The sequence below is a fragment of the Halorientalis sp. LT38 genome, assembly GCF_037031225.1.
Classification (GTDB): domain Archaea; phylum Halobacteriota; class Halobacteria; order Halobacteriales; family Haloarculaceae; genus Halorientalis; species Halorientalis halophila.
The window spans coordinates 2,934,562-2,953,375 of record NZ_JAYEZN010000001.1; the positions used below are offsets into that span (position 1 = coordinate 2,934,562).

18 protein-coding genes are annotated in these 18,814 nt (G+C 67.5%); 11 read left to right on the forward strand and 7 right to left on the reverse strand.

The annotated features are described in order from the left end of the window. The first annotated feature begins 91 nt into the window (after nt 1-91). The 3 genes from U5918_RS15145 to U5918_RS15155 all read left to right on the forward strand — a co-directional run bounded on the left by U5918_RS15145 (nt 92) and on the right by U5918_RS15155 (nt 2,062). On the forward strand, nt 92-1,060 hold the full coding sequence (locus U5918_RS15145) for a methyl-accepting chemotaxis protein (RefSeq protein ID WP_336002363.1): 969 nt from the start codon (nt 92-94) through the stop codon (nt 1,058-1,060). A 40-nt stretch (nt 1,061-1,100) separates the two neighbouring features. Then, nucleotides 1,101-1,538 (forward strand): DUF8009 family protein, encoded by a 438-nt coding sequence (locus U5918_RS15150; protein ID WP_336002365.1) that lies wholly within the window; start codon nt 1,101-1,103, stop codon nt 1,536-1,538. Nucleotides 1,539-1,801: 263 nt separating this feature from the next. Next, entirely contained in the window at nt 1,802-2,062 is a 261-nt protein-coding gene (locus tag U5918_RS15155; RefSeq protein ID WP_336002367.1) for a DUF8028 family protein, read from the forward strand. Between the two features lie 6 nt (nt 2,063-2,068). Here the strand turns inward: U5918_RS15155 and U5918_RS15160 are convergent, their stop codons facing one another. Next, nucleotides 2,069-2,566 carry a CBS domain-containing protein gene (locus U5918_RS15160; RefSeq protein ID WP_336002368.1) on the reverse strand — a complete coding sequence of 166 codons (498 nt, stop codon included), beginning with the start codon at nt 2,564-2,566 and terminating at the stop codon, nt 2,069-2,071. A 195-nt stretch (nt 2,567-2,761) separates the two neighbouring features. Here U5918_RS15160 and U5918_RS15165 point away from each other — a divergent pair, with 195 nt between their 5' ends. Beyond that, complete coding sequence (locus U5918_RS15165; RefSeq protein WP_336002370.1) at nt 2,762-3,403, forward strand: ribonuclease HI; 642 nt, start codon at nt 2,762-2,764, stop codon at nt 3,401-3,403. Between the two features lie 42 nt (nt 3,404-3,445). Continuing rightward, nucleotides 3,446-3,835 (forward strand): hypothetical protein, encoded by a 390-nt coding sequence (locus tag U5918_RS15170; protein ID WP_336002372.1) that lies wholly within the window; start codon nt 3,446-3,448, stop codon nt 3,833-3,835. Nucleotides 3,836-4,128: 293 nt separating this feature from the next. Here U5918_RS15170 and U5918_RS15175 read toward each other — a convergent pair whose 3' ends face one another. Further along, a complete protein-coding gene (locus U5918_RS15175; RefSeq protein WP_336002374.1) occupies nt 4,129-6,387 on the reverse strand; it encodes an NADP-dependent malic enzyme in 2,259 nt (752 codons plus the stop codon). Between the two features lie 145 nt (nt 6,388-6,532). On the opposite strand from U5918_RS15175, the gene U5918_RS15180 reads away from it, so the two are divergent. Continuing rightward, nucleotides 6,533-7,039 (forward strand): COX15/CtaA family protein, encoded by a 507-nt coding sequence (locus tag U5918_RS15180; protein ID WP_336002376.1) that lies wholly within the window; start codon nt 6,533-6,535, stop codon nt 7,037-7,039. A 1-nt stretch (nt 7,040) separates the two neighbouring features. On the opposite strand, the gene U5918_RS15185 is transcribed toward U5918_RS15180, so the two are convergent. Next, nucleotides 7,041-8,555 (reverse strand): replication factor C large subunit, encoded by a 1,515-nt coding sequence (locus U5918_RS15185; protein WP_336002378.1) that lies wholly within the window; start codon nt 8,553-8,555, stop codon nt 7,041-7,043. Between the two features lie 193 nt (nt 8,556-8,748). Between U5918_RS15185 and U5918_RS15190 the strand changes: the two genes are divergently transcribed. Genes U5918_RS15190 through U5918_RS15205 form a run of 4 tightly spaced genes read left to right on the forward strand, consistent with a single transcriptional unit; the run spans nt 8,749 to nt 12,012 of the window. Continuing rightward, entirely contained in the window at nt 8,749-9,795 is a 1,047-nt protein-coding gene (locus U5918_RS15190; RefSeq protein ID WP_336002380.1) for a metal ABC transporter substrate-binding protein, read from the forward strand. After that, nucleotides 9,792-10,532 (forward strand): metal ABC transporter ATP-binding protein, encoded by a 741-nt coding sequence (locus U5918_RS15195; RefSeq protein WP_336002382.1) that lies wholly within the window; start codon nt 9,792-9,794, stop codon nt 10,530-10,532. Before U5918_RS15190 ends, U5918_RS15195 begins: the two co-directional genes overlap by 4 nt. Beyond that, entirely contained in the window at nt 10,529-11,392 is an 864-nt protein-coding gene (locus tag U5918_RS15200; protein ID WP_336002384.1) for a metal ABC transporter permease, read from the forward strand. Before U5918_RS15195 ends, U5918_RS15200 begins: the two co-directional genes overlap by 4 nt. A gap of 47 nt (nt 11,393-11,439) precedes the next feature. After that, nucleotides 11,440-12,012 carry a DUF7978 family protein gene (locus U5918_RS15205; protein WP_336002386.1) on the forward strand — a complete coding sequence of 191 codons (573 nt, stop codon included), beginning with the start codon at nt 11,440-11,442 and terminating at the stop codon, nt 12,010-12,012. On the opposite strand, the gene U5918_RS15210 is transcribed toward U5918_RS15205, so the two are convergent. Next, nucleotides 12,003-12,632, reverse strand: a complete 630-nt coding sequence (locus U5918_RS15210) for a metal-dependent hydrolase (RefSeq protein WP_336002388.1) — start codon at nt 12,630-12,632, stop codon at nt 12,003-12,005. The two genes, U5918_RS15205 and U5918_RS15210, sit on opposite strands and share 10 nt — an antisense overlap. Before the next feature lie 115 nt (nt 12,633-12,747). Here U5918_RS15210 and U5918_RS15215 point away from each other — a divergent pair, with 115 nt between their 5' ends. Further along, nucleotides 12,748-13,455, forward strand: coding sequence for a helix-turn-helix domain-containing protein (locus U5918_RS15215; RefSeq protein ID WP_336002390.1), 708 nt, complete (start codon nt 12,748-12,750; stop codon nt 13,453-13,455). Between the two features lie 313 nt (nt 13,456-13,768). Here U5918_RS15215 and U5918_RS15220 read toward each other — a convergent pair whose 3' ends face one another. From U5918_RS15220 to U5918_RS15230, 3 genes are all read right to left on the reverse strand, one after another. Then, the gene (locus tag U5918_RS15220) at nt 13,769-14,974 is read right to left on the reverse strand and encodes a hypothetical protein (protein ID WP_336002392.1); all 1,206 of its coding nucleotides are present in this window, start codon (nt 14,972-14,974) and stop codon (nt 13,769-13,771) included. Between the two features lie 371 nt (nt 14,975-15,345). Continuing rightward, entirely contained in the window at nt 15,346-16,689 is a 1,344-nt protein-coding gene (gene hmgB / locus U5918_RS15225) for a hydroxymethylglutaryl-CoA synthase (RefSeq protein ID WP_336002394.1), read from the reverse strand. 156 nt (nt 16,690-16,845) lie between these two features. Further along, a complete protein-coding gene (locus U5918_RS15230; protein WP_336002396.1) occupies nt 16,846-18,810 on the reverse strand; it encodes a hypothetical protein in 1,965 nt (654 codons plus the stop codon). Between the last annotated feature and the right edge of the window lie 4 nt (nt 18,811-18,814).

Below are 18,814 nucleotides of genomic sequence, written 5' to 3' on the forward strand. Positions count from 1 at the left end.
CGCAAATGAGCGGTCTGCGGGAACCCCTCAGTTGGTACCCAACTAGTCAGGTATTACGGTTTAATTCGATCGTCGTCTTATAATCCACACGATGTCTCGCGACGGTGGTATTGACGCCGCTGTGGAACAGGACGTCAAAGAAGACGTCTCGGAAGACATCGACCGAGACGCTGGCTACGGTCACGAGGCGGCGAGCGAGATTCAGACCTCGATCGCCGAACTGGAGGACTCGTCGGTCGAGGTCGCCGACCGGACGCGCGAGATCTCGGAACTGGCTCGCGAACAGCACGAGGGCATGTCCGAGGTCGCCAACGAGGTGTCGACGCTGTCGGCCTCGGTCGAAGAGATCGCCTCCTCGGCGGAGGAAGTCGCCGCGGCCAGCAAACAGGCGCGGGACCTGGCCGACGAGGGCCAGGCCTCCGCGGAGGAGGTCGTCACGGCGATGGAGGAGATCCAGGAGGCGGCCGACAGCGTGGCCCAGGACGTCCGGACGATCCAGACGAGCGTCCAGGAGATCGACGACATCGTCGATATCATCAACGACATCGCAGACCAGACGAACATTCTGGCGCTGAACGCCTCGATCGAGGCCGCCCGCGCCGGGCAGGCCGGCGAGGGCTTCGCCGTGGTCGCGGACGAGATCAAGGACCTCGCCGGCGAGTCCCAGTCACAGGCCGGCGAGATCGAGGCGATGATCGACGAGATCCAGGGCAACACCGAGCGGGCCGTGGATAGTCTGGAGGACAACAACGAGCGCATCGACGACGGGATCGATCTGGTCGACGACGCGATGGAGAACCTCCAGGAGATCGGCGAGACCGTCCGCGAGGTCAACGACGGCATCGAGGAGGTCGCGGCGGCGACCGACCAGCAGGCCGCCTCGACGGAGGAAGTGGCCAGCATGGTCGACCAGACGACGACGAACGCCGAGGAGATCGTCGACGCGGTCGAGGAGATCGCCGGGGAAATCGACGACCAGACGGACCAGGTCACCGACATCGACGGGGCCGTCGACGACCTCATCGACGACGTATCGGTGACGAGCGCCGCCGGCGACTGACGGGAAACCGTCAAGGGCGGCCGGCGCCTGAGGTCGGAATATGTCCGGAGGAGACGACCCGACGGCGATCCGCTCCATCGCGGTCCGGGCCGACGACGTGGTCACGGCGCTCGAGGCCACCCGCCGGAGCGGACAGGATTCCGTCCTGCGCGTGACGCCGCCCTTTAGCGGCCGGATGCGCGCCCGCCTCCACCGCGAGAACGCGTCCGAGTACGACGAGGACCCGACGCCGGTCCACGTCGACCCGCGCGACCTCGTGGCCGACGACGCCCCGGCCTATCCCGCGCCGGCCGAGACCGAGGACGAACTTCGCGCCGATCCCGACGAAGAATACACCCGCGAGCGACATCGAGAGCGCCACACCGAGGCCGTGGGAGCGTGGCGAGAGTCCGTGGCCGACCACGTCGTCGACGCGGTCGCGATCGAGGCACCGTCCGGACCCCACGAAGTCGACGTCACCGTGCTCGGATCAGGGTGAACGCCCGTCCAGTTACACCCCCGATCGACCGGTTCAATCGACGATTCAGTGGCGCCTTCCTTCCGCCGCGACGGTCGCGGAAGGATGCCTTCTGACAGGTCGATATAACTCGATTAGGTCGGTGGATAAAACGTGTTACCGATTCTGCGGCGTTCGTGAAAGGTCCGTAGAGAGCGGGTTCCGCAGTGAAATGAACCGAAACGGATCGAAGGCTCTTGCAGTTATAAGAATGTACCCGTCATACAGCTGGATAGAACGAACCGATGGCACCGTCAAGTCCCTCCAGCAACGAACGCCAACTGTCCCCGGGGGAGCGCAGCGTCCCGCCAGCCCTGGCACAGTACGGCACCGATCTCAAAGCCGGCGTCACCGGCCTCGCCTTCTGGTCGGCGGTCGTCCTCCCCTTCCTCTATCTCCCGCTTCTGTTCTACGGGTTCCGGGATAGCTCGATCGTCGCCGCCTTCGTCGGCCTGCTCTCCCTGAACGTCGTGGCGGCGGTCATCGGCCACCGCTATCACGACTGAGTCCTCTCAGGCCCCGTTCCGCGCGTCCCGCAGCGCCCTGATCGCGTCCTGTCGGGCGATGATCCCGACCACCGCGCCGTCCTCGATGACCGGCAGTCTGTTGATGTCTCGCTCACGGTCGGCCAGCAGATCGAGCACGTGGTCGACGTCGTCGTCGGGCGCGACCGTCACCACCTCGGTGGTCATCACGTCGCTGATCGACTTGCCGGAGTTGCGCACCATGTCAAGGCCCACGTCCAGATTGTCCCAGGAGAGGTCGATTCCATAGGTCAGGCTCTCGAGGAACGGGGGAAATCCGACGGGGATCCACAGCGTCCGGTCCGAGGGCTGGAACAGGTCCACGAGGTCGCCCTGCGTGACGATGCCGACGAGGTCGCCACCCTCGTCGACGACCGGATAGCCGTTGAAGTCCGCGCGCGCCAGTCGGGTGAGGACCGACGCCACGTCGTCGTCCGGGGCCACCGTCTCCACCTCGGTCGTCATGATGTCGCGAGCCGTCAGCATGGCCGAGGGGACGGACGGCCCGGCCGTAGGCGTTGCGGTCGGTGGGTCGCCCGCGAGCGATCGGTCGGAGACCGCCTGACGCGACGGAATCGCCCGGCTCGCGCGTCGCTCGAAACGGGTTTGCCCTCACTTCGGGCGGTTTCCGCCAGCGCATCGGGCCATATATTTAAATTGCCCCGCAACTAATGGACGTATATGGCCGCTTACGGCCGGCCGTCCCTTCGGGACCTGTTCGACGAGTCGCCGACGCCACACATTGCCCACCCCCCTCGCACCCACCATCGGGACTTCTACCTCGCCACAGACGGCTCCTACAGAGGCCGCTGTGGCGCGGTGGGCGGCGAGGACAACCCCGCCGGCGGACTCGGCGTGGTCATCGAGACGCGAGACGGTGAGCGAGTGGCGCGGCTCTCGGTCGCGGACAGCGCCCCTGACAACAACGTCGCCGAGTACCGCGCGCTCCACCTGGGCCTGGACGTCCTCGCGGCGCGAGCCCCGGCGGACGCTCGCGTCGGCGTCCTCATCGACCACGACGCCCTCGCGGGCAACGTGAACCAGGCCGTCCTCGACGCCCGGGGCGCCGACTGGGACCCCGCCGTCTCAGTCCCGACGGCGACGAACCACCACTGGCGCGGCATCCGCGCCCGCATCAACGGGTTCGACGAACTCCGGGCCGCCCGCATCCGGAGCGACGTGAACCCGGCCCATCCGCTGGCCAACGCGCCCGACCAGTACGCCCACGTCAACCGGGAACCCGACCGCTGCGTCATCCCGGAAGATCCGACCGAGGAGCAGGTCCCCCCGCCCTCCCGGTCGGACCGCGGTGCCAGCGACTGACGCGGCAAGATTTAACTCGCTGGCCAGTGCCACAATCTGTCAATGGGGGGCAGGGAGGGGTTCTGGGAGCCATTCGCGTCGGTCGCCCAGGCCGGCGTGCTCACGTTCGCGCTGACTGTCTACGTCGCCGTCGAGCTATGGAGGGGCCTGCTCCCCGGCGGCTCCGTACTCGCAGTCCTGCTCGCGCTCGTCGTCGGCGTCGGCGGTGGCGTCGGCTTCGCCTTCGTCGGCGTCTCCCGGCTGTCTGCCGATCCCCTCGACGAATACGTCTTCCTCGTCACCGTCGTCGCGATCGGCCTGGTCGCCGCGAAGATCGTCTCCCCCGTCGGCGTCCCGGCCGGCGTAACGGTCGGCGTCCTCGCTTTCCTCTGGACCGGCGTGGGCGCGAAACTGTACTTCGAGGGTGACGATCACGAACCCATACCAACCTAGTACGCGCGATACTCGGTAGCGAAGATAGAACGGGGATTCAGACACCCATATCCAACATCCGCGGCGCGAAGCGCCGCAGTCTCCGTCAGAGCTTTGCTCTGACGAGCACCCACTCGTTCCCGCTGGTCACTCGCGGGTATCCCGGAACTCGCGCAGAGCGCGAGTTCCGCTTTTTCGCCACCGAAAGACTCGCTTCGCTCGTCTTTCGAGCACCCGCTCACTGCGTTCGCGGGAACCACGTTTTTCGAGAAGTGGTGGCGAGCACCGCGAGCCACCCGAGGAGAAAAAGGTGGTCAGTAGTCGTTCTGCTGGGCGTCGACGACCGCCACGCTCGCCAGGTTGACGATGTCTTTGACCTCGTCGCCCCGCTGGAGGACGTGGACGGGTTTGTCCATGCCGACGAGCATCGGGCCGATGGCCTCGGCGCCGCCGAGGCGCTGGAGGAGTTTGTAGCCGATGTTGCCCGCTTCGAGGTTCGGGAACACCAGGATGTTCGCCGGTTCCTCGAGGTCCGAGAACTCGTAGGTGCCGTTGAGGATGTCCTCGACGACGGCGGTGTCGGCCTGCATCTCACCGTCGACCGGGAAGTCGACCTCTGGGTCGGCCCGGAGCAACTCCGCGGCCTCGCGGGGCTTGCGCGTGCCCTCGTTGTCGACCGAGCCGAAGTTCGAGTACGACAGCATCGCCGCGCGCGGTTCCACGTTGAACCGGCGGGCCAGGTCGGCGGTGTGGCAGGTCACCTCCGAGAGCACCTCCGCGTCGGGGTTCTGGTTGACCGTCGTGTCCACGCAGAAGATCACGCGGTTCTTGAAAGTCAGCATGTACACCCCGGCGGCGTAGTTGGCGTCGTCGGCGGTGCCGACGATCTGGAGCGGCGGCTTGAGCGCCGAGGGGTAGTTGTGCATCAGCCCCGTCAGCATGGCGTCGGCGTCGCCCATCTCGACCATGACGCTGCCGAGGAAGTTGCCGTCCTGGACGAGTTCGCCGGCCTCCCGTCGGGTGATGCCCTTGCGCTGGCGGAGTTCGTACAGCCGCTCTGCGTACGGTTCGAGGCTCCCCTCGCCGGGGTCGACGATCTCGGGGTCGAAGTCCAGGGCCAGGGTCTCCATGATCGCCCAGATGCGCTCGCGGTCGCCGATCAGGATGGGTTCGGCGATGCCCTGGTCGACCAGCTGGTAGGCCGCCCGGATCATCTTCTCGTCGTCGCCCTCGGCCAGCACGACCCGCTTGGGCTCGTTTTTGGCCTTGTTCAGGACGACCCGCATCATCTCCCGCGATTTGCCCAGGCGGGCTTCGAGCTGTTCGACGTACTCGTCGTGGTCGATGTCGAAGCGCGCCGCGCCGCTGTCCATCGCGGCCTGGGCGACCGCCGGTGCCACCTCGAAGAGCACGCGTGGGTCGAGCGGCTTCGGGATGACGTACTCGGGCCCGTACTGGAGCGGCTGGTCGCCGTAGGCCTTGACGACCGCGTCGGGCACGTCCTGGCGGGCCAGGTCGGCCAGCGCCTCGGCGGCCGCGCGCTTCATCTCCTCGTTGATCTCGGTCGCCCGCACGTCGAGCGCCCCGCGGAAGATGAAGGGGAAGCCGAGCACGTTGTTCACCTGGTTGGGGTAATCGGAGCGGCCCGTGGCCATGATGACGGTGTCGTCGCGGGCCGCCTTGGCGTCCTCGTAGGCGATCTCCGGGTCCGGGTTCGCCATCGCGAAGATGATCGGGTCCGAGGCCATCGCCTGCACCATCTCCTCGGAGACGATGCCGCCGACCGAGAGGCCGACGAACACGTCCGCGCCGTCCATCGCGTCCGCGAGGTCGCCCTCGGGCACGTCGCGTGCGAACTCGCGTTTGAACTCGTTGACGTCGCCCGACTCCGCGCGGGCCTGGGTGATGATCCCCGAGGAGTCACACATCGTGATGTTCTCGCGTTTCGCGCCGAGCGAGACGTAGAAGCGCGCGGAGGCGATGGCGCTCGCGCCGGCGCCGGAGAAGACGATGTCCAGTTCCGCCAGTTCCTTGCCGGCGATGTCGGCGGCGTTGAGCAGGGCGGCCCCGGAGATGATCGCGGTGCCGTGCTGGTCGTCGTGGAAGATGGGGATGTCCATCTCCTCGCGGAGGCGCTCCTCGACCTCGAAGCACTCGGGGGCCTTGATGTCCTCAAGATTGATGCCGCCGAAGGTCGGCTCCATCGAGGCGATCGAGCGGATCATCTGGTCGGTGTCGTCCTCCTCGAGTTCGATGTCGAAGACGTCGATGTCGGCGAAGCGCTTGAAGAGGACCCCCTTGCCCTCCATGACCGGTTTCGAGGCCTGTGCGCCGATGTCGCCGAGGCCGAGCACGGCTGTCCCGTCGGAGACGACGCCGACGAGGTTCCCCTTCGCGGTGTAGGTGAACGCGTCGTTGGGCGCGTCGCGGATCTCACGGCAGGGAGCGGCGACGCCCGGCGAGTAGGCCAGGCTCAGGTCCCGCTGCGTGTTCGTCGGCTTCGTCGTGGAGATCTCGATCTTCCCGGGTGGATCCTCCCGGTGATAGTCGAGCGAATCCTCGTCTAGTCCCATGCCTCTAGGGGGTTCAGGCCAGGGTAAAAAGGTAACCGAAAATCGTGTTCGACGTTCGTCGATACCCGTCTGTACCGTCGGGGTCGTTCTCGCATCGCGGGAACGAAAGGCGGAGCATAAGTATGCGCGAACCCGACCCTCGGCTATGCGACTGGGATTTCGCCACCTCGCCGCGACGACGACGGCGATGACGTTCGCCCTGATCTTGCTGGGCGTCTACACGGGCGCTATCGGCGCGGGACTGTCCTGCGGAGCGCGCTGGCCGCTCTGTAACGGGAGCGTCTTCGGCCTCTTCCCGGCCGACTGGCCCAGCTTCGTCGAGTGGTTCCACCGCCTCGTGGCGATGATCACCGGCTTCATGATCATCGGCACCGCCTACGCCGCCTGGAAACGCCAGGAGAGCGACGCCGTCCGGCGCGCGTCCATCGTCGCGCTGGCGGTCCTCCCCGTGCAGGTCATGCTGGGCGCGAACACGATCTGGGGCTACGGGCCGCTCGCACAGGTGCTCCACCACTCCGCGGCGCTGCTCATCTTCGCCTCGCTGACCGCCGCGACCGCCTGGTCGTTCCAGCACGCCGCCGCGGCAGCCGCCGAGACCCCCTCGGACGCCGAACAGAGCGCCGAGAACACCTCCGGCCCGGTCCGGCTCTGACTCAGACGAAGTCGCCCAGCCCCGACTGCTGATCGTTCGCGTCCGCGTCCTCGCCCTCGGTCGCCGATGCAGGGGGCTCCTCCTCGTCGTCTGCTGCGCTCCCGGCGAGCGTCGCCTGCCCCGCCCCGTCCGCGTCGTCCGATTCGGTACCGCCGGCGCTTTCCTCGGTGCCGGACTCGGTCGCGTTCGTCTCGGCCGCCTGGCCGGCCCGACCGCCCTCGAAGGCCCCGCCCGAGTGCTCGACGGCGGACTCAGCCTGGAGTCGTTCGGCGTCCTCGACGATGTCCTGGACCTTGTTCGTGTCCTTGCCGGAGCCGGTGACGAAGGAGACGTGTTCGGCGTCGAGGTCGTAGCGGGCCGTCATCGCGACCGTCAGCTCACGGTTCTTGCAGTGGTGGGTCATGACCGCGAGGTGGGGCATGATCTCCCGGCGTGCCGTGGCCATGCTGACGCCCTGCTCCTCGGCGATCTGTCGGGCGACGTAGTCGCGTTTCTCACGCGTGCCGCGCGAGCGCCCGAGCTTCGACCAGTAGCTCGGCGGGCCATAGCGGGTCCAGCCGCCCTTCTCGCCGCCCCTGGCAGCGGCGACGCCGGCGGTCATGTTGTCGCCCGCGTACCGCCAGTACGAGTAGTTCTGCGTCGCGCGGACGCGCCCGAGCCAGCGGTCGGCGTTCCCGAGGAAGTCGTAGGCCCGGGCCAGTTCTCGCCCCTCGTAGTCTTTGGGCATGTTGTCCTCGATCCAGTTGATGAGGTCGTCGGGCGTCTCGTCGACGTCGTAGGACGCCTTCAGCGCCTCCTCGGCGCCGGCCTTCTTGATGACCGTGTCGAGGTAGTCGAAGACGCCGCTGGTGCGGTCGCGCTCGCCGGTGACGACGTCCTCGGCGCGGAGTTCGGTCCGGCCCTGGGCCATCGCCTGCAGATCGTTGATCGCCCCGCGGAGGTCGCCGCTGTTGGACTCGGCGATGGCCGACAGCGCCTCGTCCTCGAACTCGATGCCCTCCTGGCGACAGACGTCCCGGAGGACGGGGACGATCGAGCGCGCGGAGATGTCGCGGAACTCGATCTCCCGGCAGGCGTTCCGCAGCGTGTTCGACATCTCGTAGAAGTCGTTGGCGATCAGGACCATCGGCTGGCCGGCCTCCTTGACGATGCCGGTCACTGCCTTCGAGCCCCCGCGGTCGACGTTGCCGTGGAAGTTGTCGGCCTCGTCGACGACGATGAGCTGTTTGCCGGTCCCGCCCAGCGTCGCGTTCTTGGCGGCGCGGCCGGCCAGCCGCTCAATGTCGTCTTTGGTCCGCGAGTCACTGGCGTTGAGTTCGACGGTCTCCCAGCCCATGTCCGCCGCCAGCGCGTGGGCCGCCGAGGTCTTGCCGATGCCGGGGCTGCCGTGGAGGATGGCCGCTTCTCGGTGCTCGTCCCACGTCTCGCCCCACTCCCGGAGGGCGTCGCGGGCCTTGTCGTTGCCCCGGACCTCCGCCAGCGTCGACGGGCGGTACTTTTCGGTCCAGTCGCTCATTGCGAGTGGGGACGGACGGCCCGCGCTTATGGGTTGCGGAGCCCGGGTTCCGGGGGGTCCGACGGCAGCGCTACCGGCACGGCATCCCCGACGCCTCCCGAATTAATAATGGGGTCTGCGAACCAAGCAACTATTAATAATATCGGGGGTAGAGATAATAACTTATTTACTCGGCTGCCGTCTGCTCCCGGATATGAAGCGCACGCGACGATCCATTCTGACGGCGAGCGCGGCGGGGCTCGGTGCGGCGACGGCCGGCTGTCTCGGCGGGTTCTCCGGCGAGGGATCGACCAGCGACGGCGCACAGACCTCCTTCCACCTGCTGTACGACTTCGCGCAATCGGTCGCGGGCGAGGACGTCCCCGTCGAGAGCATCGTCCCCTTCGGCCAGCACGGGCACGGGTGGGAGCCCTCGGGACAGGTCCAGCGGGACGTCTACACCGCCGCACTCTTCGTCTACATGGGCGAGGGGTTCCAGCCGTGGGCCGACGACGTCGTCCGGAACATGCGCGACGACGACGCCGACGTAGTCGTCACCGACGCCTGGGACGGCGTGGACTTCCTCGACGTCGACGGCCACGGCGCCGGAGAACACGAGCACGACGAGGAGCACGATGCCGGGGAACACGGGACCGAAGCGCACGAGGGTAGCGACCACGCCGACCACGAGGGGGGCGACGACGGACACGACCACGACCCAGGAAATCGCGACCCGCACTTCTGGCTGGACCCACTTCGCGCCAGGACGGCCGTCGAGAACGTCCGCGACGGCCTGATCGAGGCGTACCCGGACGGCGAATCCGGGTTCCGTGACCGCGCCGACGCGTACCTGGCCGAGCTGGAGGCCCTCGACGACCGCTTCGCGGAGACCCTCGACGACCGATCGCGGGACGCGGTGCTCGTGGCCGGACACAACTCCTTCCAGTACCTCGGCGCGCGCTACGGGTTCGAGATCCACGCGCTCCGCGGGCTCTCGCCGGACGAACGTCCGAGCGCGCGAACCGTCTCCCGGGCCCAGGTGTTCGTCGCCGAACACGACGTCGAGTACGTGCTCGCACCAGCCCTCGAGTCGTCGCGGGCGGCAGAGCAACTCGTCGCGGAGACCGACGCGAGCGAGGTCCTCGAGATCACCGCCATCGCGGGCCTCACCGAGGAGTGGGAGGAGCGCGACTGGGGCTACGTCGACCTCATGGAGCGGGTGAACCTGCCCGCGCTCGAGCGCGCCCTGGGGGCCGAATGAGCGTCGCGGCCGTCGAGCACCTCCGGTTCGGCTACACCGACGTCGACGTACTGCGGGACGTCTCGCTGTCCGTCGAGGCCGGGGAGTTCCTCGGACTGGTCGGGCCCAACGGCTCGGGGAAGAGCACGCTCCTGAAGGTACTGCTCGGGCTCCTGGAGCCCGACGCCGGGGACGCGCGGCTGTTCGGCGAGCCGGCCCACGCCTTCGCCGACGGGCATCGCATCGGGTACGTCGGGCAGCGGACGGCGACCGCAGACCGAGGGATCCCGGTGACCGTCGAGGAGGTCGTCACGACGGGACGATACCCCCACGTCGGCTACGGCCGGCTGCGCGCCGAGGACCGCGCGGCAGTCCGCGAGGCGATGGCGACGACGGGGATCACCGACCTCGCCGATCGTCGGCTCTCGGCGCTCTCCGGGGGCCAGCGCCAGCGGACGTTCATCGCCCGCGCGCTCGCCTGCGAGGCGGACTTGCTCGCGCTCGACGAACCGGCCGTCGGCGTCGACGTCGAGTCCCGCGACGCCTTCTACGAGCTTCTGGGCTCGCTCCACGCCGACGGGCTGACGATCCTGCTCGTCGAACACGACATCGGCGTCGTCACCGAGTACGCCTCCAGTATCGCCTGCATCAACCGGCGGCTCCACTACCACGGCGATCCCGGCGCGTTCGCCGACAGCGGCGCGCTGGCCGACGCCTACGGGACGACCCAGCGCATCGTGGAGCACGATCACTCGTGACGGGCGCCGTTGCCCTCCAGGCCGTCCCCGTCGTCGACGTGTTCGCCGAGATGCTCGGCTTCGAGTTCATGCGACGGGCCTTCCTGGCCGCGATGCTCGTGGCGGTCATGGCGCCGGTCGTGGGATCCTTTCTCCTCTACCGGCGGATGGCGTTCATCGGGGACACGCTCGCCCACGTCGCCTTCGCCGGCGTCGCCGCCGGCCTGTTCGCCGAGGCGGTCCTCGGCGTCGGTGGGTCCCCCTTCCTCGTCGCGCTGGTCGTCGCGGCGCTCGCGGCGGTCCTGATCCAGGCCATGGCCGACTACACTGACGTGGACAACGACGTCTCGATGGCCATCGTCCTCTCCGGCGGGTTCGCGGTGGGGACGGTGCTGGTCAGCCTCGGCGGCGGCGTCGCCGTCGGCATCGACCAGTACATCTTCGGGAGCGTCACCACCGTCGGCTGGTCCCACGTGTACGTGATGGCCGGGCTGAGTGCGCTGGTCGTCGGCGTCGTCGCGCTCACCTACAAGCCGCTGCTGTACGTGACCGTCGACGAGGAGGCCGCCCGCGCCGCACGCCTGCGCGTGGACTTCCACAACCACCTGCTCGTCGTCCTCGCCGCGCTGGTCGTCGTCGCTGCCATGCAGGTCATGGGGGTGATCCTCGTCGCGGCGATGCTCGTCGTCCCCGTCGCCGCCGCCGGCCAGGTCGCGCCGAGTTTCGGCGCGTCGATTTTCCTCGCCGTCGCCGTCGCGGAACTGGCCGCCGTCACGGGCGTGACGCTGTCGTACACCCACGACGTGGCGGCCTCGGGCGCCATCGTGCTGGTCGCCATCGCCCTCTACGTGGCTGCCGCCGTCGTCGCCCGCCGTCGGTAACCGCCGGCCACAAGGGTTTTTCCTCCGCCTCTCTTCTCTGTAAACTGATGAGTACACAACGACTGCAGTCGCTGCCGCTGACGACTGGGGCTATCGCTGGTGCGGGCGCGTACGTCCTCGGCTACGTCTTCACGTATCTGCTGGTCGGGAGTGACGTTCGCGAATCCGCCGCGAATCAGGTCGCCCAGGCGTTCGGGGGACAGGATCTGACGTATCAGGCGGTCGGGTGGGTGTTCTACAACGCCCACTTCGTCTCGACGGTCGTCGACGTGGACGTGCCGTTCATCGGTGGCTCCAGTACGGTGAACTTCATCGCGGAGGTCGACGCCTTCTCTGCGATCCTGTATCTGGTCCCGGTCCTCCTGCTGTTCGGTGCGGGCCTGGCCATCGGCCGCCGGACGGCGGGTGAGCAGGACTACGGTGACGCGGCCGCGGCCGGCGCGACCGTCGTCGTCGGCTACCTGCCGCTGGCCGTGATCGGTGCCTTCCTGGTCCAGGTCCAGTCCGGCGGTTCCTCGGCGGGACCGGACCTGCTCCTCGGGGCCGTCCTCGCGGGCCTGGTCTACCCTGCCGTCCTCGGTGCGCTGGGAAGTGTCGTCGCCTTCGCGACTCAGTCCTGACGAACCCGCGCCCAGAGGACGACCGGACTCGCGAGCACGAGCAGTAACTGCCAGCCAGACTGTGCGACCGGGAAGATCCGGTCGACGCCCTCCGGCTCGGCGCCGCGGTTCGGATCGACGCCGCTGTTGACGTGATAGTCCGCGGTGGTTCCCAGTTTTTTGGGCCCCGCCTCTGGCCCGCCGACCTCGACGAACGTCTGGACGAGCCCTCGCTGGGACGAGAGCTCGAGGGTCCCCTCGATCCGGTAGAACTGGTCGTGCAGGGGGTACAACGGGTTCGCGCCCCAGGTCGTGAACAGGTCGAGCCCCACGGCCGCGAAGACGAACGCGGCGAGGGCGGTCCAGGCGACCGTCGGGGCCGACTCGCCGAACCGCGCCGTGAGCCACCGGTCCTCGCGTCGGGCGTCGGCGTAGATCGCCGCGCCGGCGATCGCGGGCAGCAGGAGGGTGTGGAAGGCCGCGCGGTGGGCGCCCCCGACCAGGAAGCCGAGGAAGACGTCCAGGTCGGCGAAGATCACGACGGCGAACACGACCGCGAGGCTCCGGGGAGAGAAAGCCTCGCCCAGCAACGCGGCCGCGAGGATGCCCGCAAAGGCCAGGTGCACCACCGTCGATGGCATGGCAGGGGCCTGGACGCGGGGGTGCAAATCCCTTCCGGTGGCTCTGCCCGTGACGGCCGCGCCGCCGACCGCCGGTGTCGGTACGTTTTTGCCCTGGAGCGCGTCCACTGTCCCCATGGGCCGCGAACCGCGGCGGGAACTGGCCGAGAAGATCGCCGGTGAGATCACGCTGAGTGACGATCCCGGCGCCACGCTGCGGAAGTGGCGGACGGACTTCGACGTCTCCCAGACGGAACTGGCCGACCACCTCGAGGTCTCCTCCTCCGTCATCTCGGACTACGAGAGCGGCCGCCGCCAGAGTCCGGGCATCGGCGTCGTCGACCGCATCGTCGGCGCGCTGCTCGAGATCGACGAGTCCCGCGGCGGCGGGCGCATCCGCCAGCACGCGCGCGTGCTATCCGCGGGGTTCGACAGCGAGATCGTCCACGACCTCCGGGAGTACCCCGCGACGATCCCGATGGACCGCTACTACGACGCCATCGGCGCGACGGAACTGGTCGAGGGAGCACAGGCAACGGTCGCCGGCCATACGGTCATCGACAGCATCCAGGCGATCACCCGTCTCTCGAGCGAGGAGTTCTACCGGCTCTACGGCCAGTCCACCAACCGGGCGCTGGTGTTCACGAACGTCACGCGCGGCGAGTCGCCGCTGGTCGCCATGCGCGTCGTCACCCCGACGCCGAACGCCATCGTCCTCCACGGACTTGACGAGGAGAGCCTCTGGGATCACGCGCCGCGGCTGGCGCAGATCGACGGCTTCTCGCTCGCGGTGACGACGACGGATCTGCCGACGATGCTGGAAGGATTGGACGAGTTGCCCTGATGGTTCGACGGAAGTGGTATACCGAAATTGCGGTGGGGGAGCATCCGGCGCGCGAAGCGCGCCGGTTCACTGGCCGAGCGAAGCGAGGCAGCCTTTTTCGCCACCGAAAGACTCGCTACGCTCGTCTTTCGAGTGCTCAAGAGAACTCCGTTCTCTTGGCATGCCAAAAATCTTCGATTTTTGAGCACTCCCGCTCACTGCGTCGCCGGACTACGTCCGGCTTCCAGAGGGACCTCCGGTCCCTCCCAGTTCGCGGGAACCACGTTTTTGGCCGGGGGGTTCGCGGGTCGAACCCCCCGGCCAAAAAGGTGGGTTAGCAGAGATTTTGCTGGTAGTACCCGGAGCCGGCGAACCCGTCGTCGAGTTCCGCGGCGGTCGCGTCGGAGAGGAACTCGTCGTCAGCGCCGACGGACGGTGAGAGCCAGCCCGCGTCGGTGTGCGTGCCGCCGTCGACCTCGCCCACGACGTTGTGCAGGAGTTCGTGCGTGATGACCTGGACCCGGAACGGGACCGAGCCGTCGGTAGCCCGCCGCTGGTCGTCGATGACGCTTCCGAAGCCGGGGGCGCTGCCGAACCCGGGGCGGTCACCGCCGTCGATCTCGCCGACCACGACCTGGTGGTACACGCAGCGTCGCGGCCCGAGGTTCTCGGCCGTGTAGTACTGGTGGATCTCCGCGCCGTCGGTCCCAGAGATAACGACTTCGCTCCCGACGGGGCCGCCGTAGCCGTCCCGTCCGTCGTCGTCGATGTGGAGCGCGATCCCGGTCGAGCCGTCCGGGTTCTCGACGGGCATCTCCGCCCAGACCGATTTCAGCGCCCGTTTCTCGCGATCGTTCAGCGGATGGGTGTAGTAGCCGTAATTCAACTGGACGTAGAGATCCATGCGATCGGGATCGGCGTTCGGGAGCGCAGCCCCATCCGCCGTCCGGCCGCGCTCCTCCCACTCGTCTGGCAGCCGGTCCCCGTCAGCGTCCGGCCCTGGGCGGTCGTAGGCGCGTTCGTCGGCGGCGGCGCCGTCGCCGGTGGTGGCTGCGTCATCGTGGAGTACCCCCTCCTCCGCGTTCTCCAGTGCGTCGTCCGGACCGCTGTCGGTGGTGAAGTCCCCCGCGTTGCTGACGGCGCTGTTCTCCCCGAGGTCGCCGATCACGTACGGGAGCGACCAGACCGAGCCGATGAGAAAGAGGACTGTCAGCGCGAAGGCAAAGCCCGCCTTCCCGATCGGCGTGTTCGGCGTCACGAACCGGTAGAGGCGTTTGGTCCGCGGCCCCGCCCGGTGGAGCGCGGCGTAGCCGACCCGCGCGAAGACGACGGCGACGAACACCGTGAGGACCATCGTCCCCAGGAACACCGACAGGATGAATGCCGGTTCGGGGAGCGACTCGCTGGCCCAGCGGATTCCGTCGACGACCGCCCCCGCCGCCGGCGCGAGCAGTCGCCCGACCCTGGTGGGGAAGGCTGCGAGGGCGACGACGAGTCCGACGACCGCACCGACGACCGCACTCTCCGCTGGGTGTGCCATACCCCGAGTTGTCTCCCATCCGATTTGAATCCCTCGTTAATTTTATCGTTATCGATACTTTTTACCAGTCTGCGACCAGATCTACCTTCGAGCGCGTCGGGCTCTCCTCTCTCGAATTTCTGCTATCAGAATCGAAAACGAGCGATCGTAACGGGTCGTTACTCCACGTGGCGGTACTTGCGCTCGCCCATCCGGCCCCAGCCATCCGACCTTTTTCTGCGTCGGGTTCCCTCGCTGAACGCTCGGGAACCCCTCCTTGAAAAACGTCCCCAGAAATTGGAGATTTCTGGTGGGCTGCGCAAGCGCTCCGCTCTTGCGAACGTCGATGAAAAAGCGGGTCGTTCACTTCGTTCACGACCCCTAGAACGACTTCACTCCACGTAGCGGTATTTGCGCTCGCCCATCCGGCCCCAGCCGTCGAAGACGAACTCCTCGTCGGGCGTCGTGAACTCCTCCGCGTCGGCTTCGGTCTCCTTGTCGTGGTTGTGCACGTCGTGGATGTGCTCGTACTCCTCGAAGGAGAGGGGATAGCGCGCCTCGAGCTGTTCGTCGACGTTCAGCGCCTCGATCTCGTCCGCCCAGCCGGGCTGGATCGTCTCGGCGTGGATCTCCGCCTGCGCGCCGCTGCCGTAGGAACCCACGAGCATGCGTTCACCCGTCAGGTCCTCGCCGGCTTCGAGGGCCTGCTTCAGCCCGCTGACTCGGGCGACGTGGACCGAGCCGGTGTACCAGTTGCCCACCTCCCGCGAGATGGTCAGCGTCGGCTCGATGACGTCGTCGTACCAGTCCGCGTACCGCTCGGTCTCCTTCAGGCCGTCCGTGTACTCCGCGATGGCGTCCAGGTAGGCCTCGTCGTCGTCGAACGCCTCCGGCCGCGGCTGGCGACCGATCTCCTCGGCCAGGGCGTCCTCGATCTCGGTGTCGCGGATCATGTGCCGATAGCCGAGCAGTGCGGCCTTCCGGACCATCCCCGGGAAGGGCGTGTGGAAGGGCACCAGCGCGAAGTCACTGGGCTCGACCTCGCCCCAGACCGACTCGAAGTCCATGACCGCCTCGCGCATCCGCGCGAGGTACACCTGCACCGAGCGCTTCCCGTCGACCGACGGGAACTGCTGGTTGGGCTTCAGGAAGTCCGTCTCGTCGGCGCTGCCGAATCCCTGCTCCGGCGACAGTTCCACCAGGTCGGGGTCCTCGCCGATGAGGAGCGCGACCGCGCCCGCGCCCTGGGTCGCCTCGCCGGGGTCGCCCCGGGCGTACAGCGCCGTGTCGGTGGCGACGACGATCGCCTTCCGACCGCGGTGGCGCCCCGCGCGGATCCAGTTGTACGCGTCGTCGATGCTCTGGGTGCCCGCCACGCAGGCGAACTTGCGTTCGCCCTTGTTCGCGTGGTGGAAGTCCCCGTCGTACACCTGCTCGAGACAGCCCGCGATGTACGTCGAGACGGGTTTCGAGTTGTCGAAGGCGCTCTCGGTGGCCACGTCGATCCGGCCGATGTCGTCCGGTTCGAGCCCCTTGCGCTCCATCAGGCGATGGGCGGCGTTGGCCCCCATCGTCACGATGTCTTCGTAGGTGTCCGGGAACGAACTCGAATACAGCCCGAGCCCCTTGGTGTACTTCCCCGGTTCCTCCCCCTTCGCCGGCGCGAACGTCTCCGCCAGGTCCAGTTCGAGCTTCCCCGTTCGTATCTCCACGGCGTCGATGCCGACCGCTGTCATACCAGCAACTGCGGGAACGTGGTATAATATATTGTCGACTGTACTATCGACGATCGTCGACAACCGTTCCCGTCCGACCGTCGGCCTCACCAGCCCTCCCGAACGACTTCTCCAGGAGGCGTCGGAGATCGACCGAGCCCGGGGCGCCGAAGCGAGTCAGTTACAGGTGAGGCCTCCACCGGCCGTATCGATGGTGTCGCCGCTGTTGTCGATCGTCCCGGTGCAGGTCCTGGCGTTGCCCGCGTCGTCGACGACCGTCATGTTGACGGCGACGCCGTTGTTCCCGTTGAAACTGGCCTCGGCGTTGAGCGCGAGCGATTCGTCGGTGAACGATCCCGGCGAGGTGGTGACCACGCGCTGGTTGAACTGGTTCCCGTTCGTCGCCCGGCTAGCGGTGAGTATCGTGCGGTCGATCCCCGACGCGTCACTGGCCTGGAGGTCGAAGAAGACGTCGTCGTCGAAGTCCAGGAAGATCCCTGAGTTGTCGTCGTGGGTCGCAGCCGCGGAACTGATCGTGGGGGGCGTCGTGTCACTTCCGCCACCACCGGCCCCGACGTTCACGAGTTCGACGGCGATGTCCTCGCTGGAGCCACCGCTCGCCACGAAAACGCCGACGGTTCCATTGTTCTGTGCCAGCAGATCCGTCGTCGCTTCACCGTTCGCGTCGGACGTCTCGGTGTTCTTGCTCGAACTCGCGACGGTCGAGTCGTTCACGCCGTAGTCGTGCGTCACTCCCTCGACGCTCGGTGTCGTGTCGCTGCGAAGCGTCAGCGAGGAACTCCCGCTGTTGCCGACGTCCCAGACACACGATTCGTCGTCGCAGTTCGAGAGCGCCGCGCCGGAATTGTCGCCCGTCGCGTCCGGGGCGAGCCAGTCGACCGTGTACGCGCTGGAACCGCCACTCCCACCGTCGGTGTCCCTGACGTTGACTCTCAGCACCGCGTTCTCCGGCCTGCCCGCATCGAACGGGCCAGTGTAGTCTTCGACGTCGGATTGATCGACCGCGTAGCTGACTCTGACGGTATCCGTCAGCTCCGACGTGGTGATGTCGCCTGGGGCACTGTATTCGAGTGCGACGCGCCCCTGGTCGTCTGTCTCTCCGGGTTCAGTCACCGTTCCCTCCGCCGCGCTCGCGTTCACGTCCACACCGCTGACGGGATTGTTGAATCGGTCGCGGACTTCCACCACCAGTCGTTCGTCCCCGCCTTCTGGGACCGACGACCCGTTCCCCTCGACCGGGAGGAGGTATCCCGTTTCGGAGGCTCGGCGTCCGGTCCCGACGCCCACTTTCGCCATCCGGAGGTCGTAGGTGGTGTCCGGCTCCAGATCCAGTCGCAACAGTCCCCAGTCGCCGTCTATCGTGCCCGGATCGACCGTCAGGCCCGCGACGTTGGACTCGCCCGCAGTCAGCTCACGCCAGCGCTCGGCCGAGAGTCGCGTCGGCACCTCGATCGTGACGTTGTGCGAGGTATTCCGCACCGAGACCGTGCGCGTCGACGTGCTCAGTGCGTCGGTATCGACCGAGATGGCTCCGGTCCGCGTCGCGTCGAGGGACCCGTTGAGTGTCACGAGTGTGATGCGATCGCCCTCGATCAGTCCCTGCCCGGTTCTCGGAACCGACTGGTCCCCGTCCGCGCCGTACAGGACGGAATTCTCGTAGATCGAACGCGGCGCCTCGTCGTATCGATTGTAGTCCGGGGTGTAGACGAGACCGCCCGTCTCGTAGACGTGCGCCGATCCGTTCCAGAAGTCCGCGAGTTCACCGCTCCCGCTGGCGGTGGCGTTCTCGATCGTCAGGTTGTATCGCCCGTCGGTGGTTCCAACGGTCCGGAGCGACCCGCTTGCGGGCCCCGGATTCAGTGCGACGAGGCGGCTCGGATACCGGACCCCGAGATCAACCGTCACCGACCGCCCCGTGTTCCCGCCAGGGACCGAGACGATCGCATTTCTGACGTCCTGTAACTGCCCCTGCACTTCCTGACTGTGGGTGAACTCCACCTGCTTGTTCTGATTGGGGACGACGAACGCCTGGTAGGTCGAGAAGGCGATGATCAGCGCCGCGAACAGCAGCACGGCTCCGATCTGGATGGCCTGCCCGCGCTCGTCGTCCCGAAAGATCACGTTC

Coding starts and splice junctions, on each gene's coding strand:
- U5918_RS15170 (WP_336002372.1), top strand. CDS start 3,446: ATGGGGGGCAGGGAGGGGTTCTGGGAGCCATTCGCGTCGGTCGCCCAG.
- hmgB (WP_336002394.1), bottom strand. CDS start 16,689: ATGACAGCGGTCGGCATCGACGCCGTGGAGATACGAACGGGGAAGCTC.
- U5918_RS15220 (WP_336002392.1), bottom strand. CDS start 14,974: ATGGCACACCCAGCGGAGAGTGCGGTCGTCGGTGCGGTCGTCGGACTC.
- U5918_RS15210 (WP_336002388.1), bottom strand. CDS start 12,632: ATGCCATCGACGGTGGTGCACCTGGCCTTTGCGGGCATCCTCGCGGCC.
- U5918_RS15195 (WP_336002382.1), top strand. CDS start 9,792: ATGAGCGTCGCGGCCGTCGAGCACCTCCGGTTCGGCTACACCGACGTC.
- U5918_RS15145 (WP_336002363.1), top strand. CDS start 92: ATGTCTCGCGACGGTGGTATTGACGCCGCTGTGGAACAGGACGTCAAA.
- U5918_RS15215 (WP_336002390.1), top strand. CDS start 12,748: ATGGGCCGCGAACCGCGGCGGGAACTGGCCGAGAAGATCGCCGGTGAG.
- U5918_RS15205 (WP_336002386.1), top strand. CDS start 11,440: ATGAGTACACAACGACTGCAGTCGCTGCCGCTGACGACTGGGGCTATC.
- U5918_RS15160 (WP_336002368.1), bottom strand. CDS start 2,566: ATGCTGACGGCTCGCGACATCATGACGACCGAGGTGGAGACGGTGGCC.
- U5918_RS15155 (WP_336002367.1), top strand. CDS start 1,802: ATGGCACCGTCAAGTCCCTCCAGCAACGAACGCCAACTGTCCCCGGGG.
- U5918_RS15175 (WP_336002374.1), bottom strand. CDS start 6,387: ATGGGACTAGACGAGGATTCGCTCGACTATCACCGGGAGGATCCACCC.
- U5918_RS15190 (WP_336002380.1), top strand. CDS start 8,749: ATGAAGCGCACGCGACGATCCATTCTGACGGCGAGCGCGGCGGGGCTC.
- U5918_RS15165 (WP_336002370.1), top strand. CDS start 2,762: ATGGCCGCTTACGGCCGGCCGTCCCTTCGGGACCTGTTCGACGAGTCG.
- U5918_RS15185 (WP_336002378.1), bottom strand. CDS start 8,555: ATGAGCGACTGGACCGAAAAGTACCGCCCGTCGACGCTGGCGGAGGTC.
- U5918_RS15150 (WP_336002365.1), top strand. CDS start 1,101: ATGTCCGGAGGAGACGACCCGACGGCGATCCGCTCCATCGCGGTCCGG.
- U5918_RS15180 (WP_336002376.1), top strand. CDS start 6,533: ATGCGACTGGGATTTCGCCACCTCGCCGCGACGACGACGGCGATGACG.